Raw genomic sequence first — 311 nt, forward strand, 5'->3', positions numbered from 1 at the left:
TTATTCCGGGTGATCCGGCGCGAATGATCGCAGGCGACCGCGCAAGCGCAGAAACTCTGGAAAATGTCCGGCGTAGTCTCGGGCTTGACCGGCCGGTCATCGAGCAATTCACCATCTATATCGGCAATCTTTTGCACGGCGATCTGGGCACATCTTTGCGCACCAATCGTCCGGTTGCCTCCGACATCCGTACTTTTCTGCCGGCGACACTCGAACTTGGCACGGTGGCTTTGCTGATCTCCATTCTCATTGGTGTACCGCTCGGCGTGTTGTCAGCGGTTTATAAAGACGGCCCGATTGATCAGGTGGCA

At 56.3% G+C, this 311-nt stretch carries 1 protein-coding gene; it reads left to right on the forward strand.

Annotated elements, in window-relative coordinates; all coding sequences use genetic code 11:
• On the forward strand, window positions 1-311 hold a 311-nt coding region (locus tag HBA93_RS20165; protein WP_221724461.1), incomplete at both ends, for an ABC transporter permease.

The organism is Ochrobactrum sp. SFR4, assembly GCF_019730395.1.
Classification (GTDB): Bacteria; Pseudomonadota; Alphaproteobacteria; order Rhizobiales; family Rhizobiaceae; genus Pseudochrobactrum.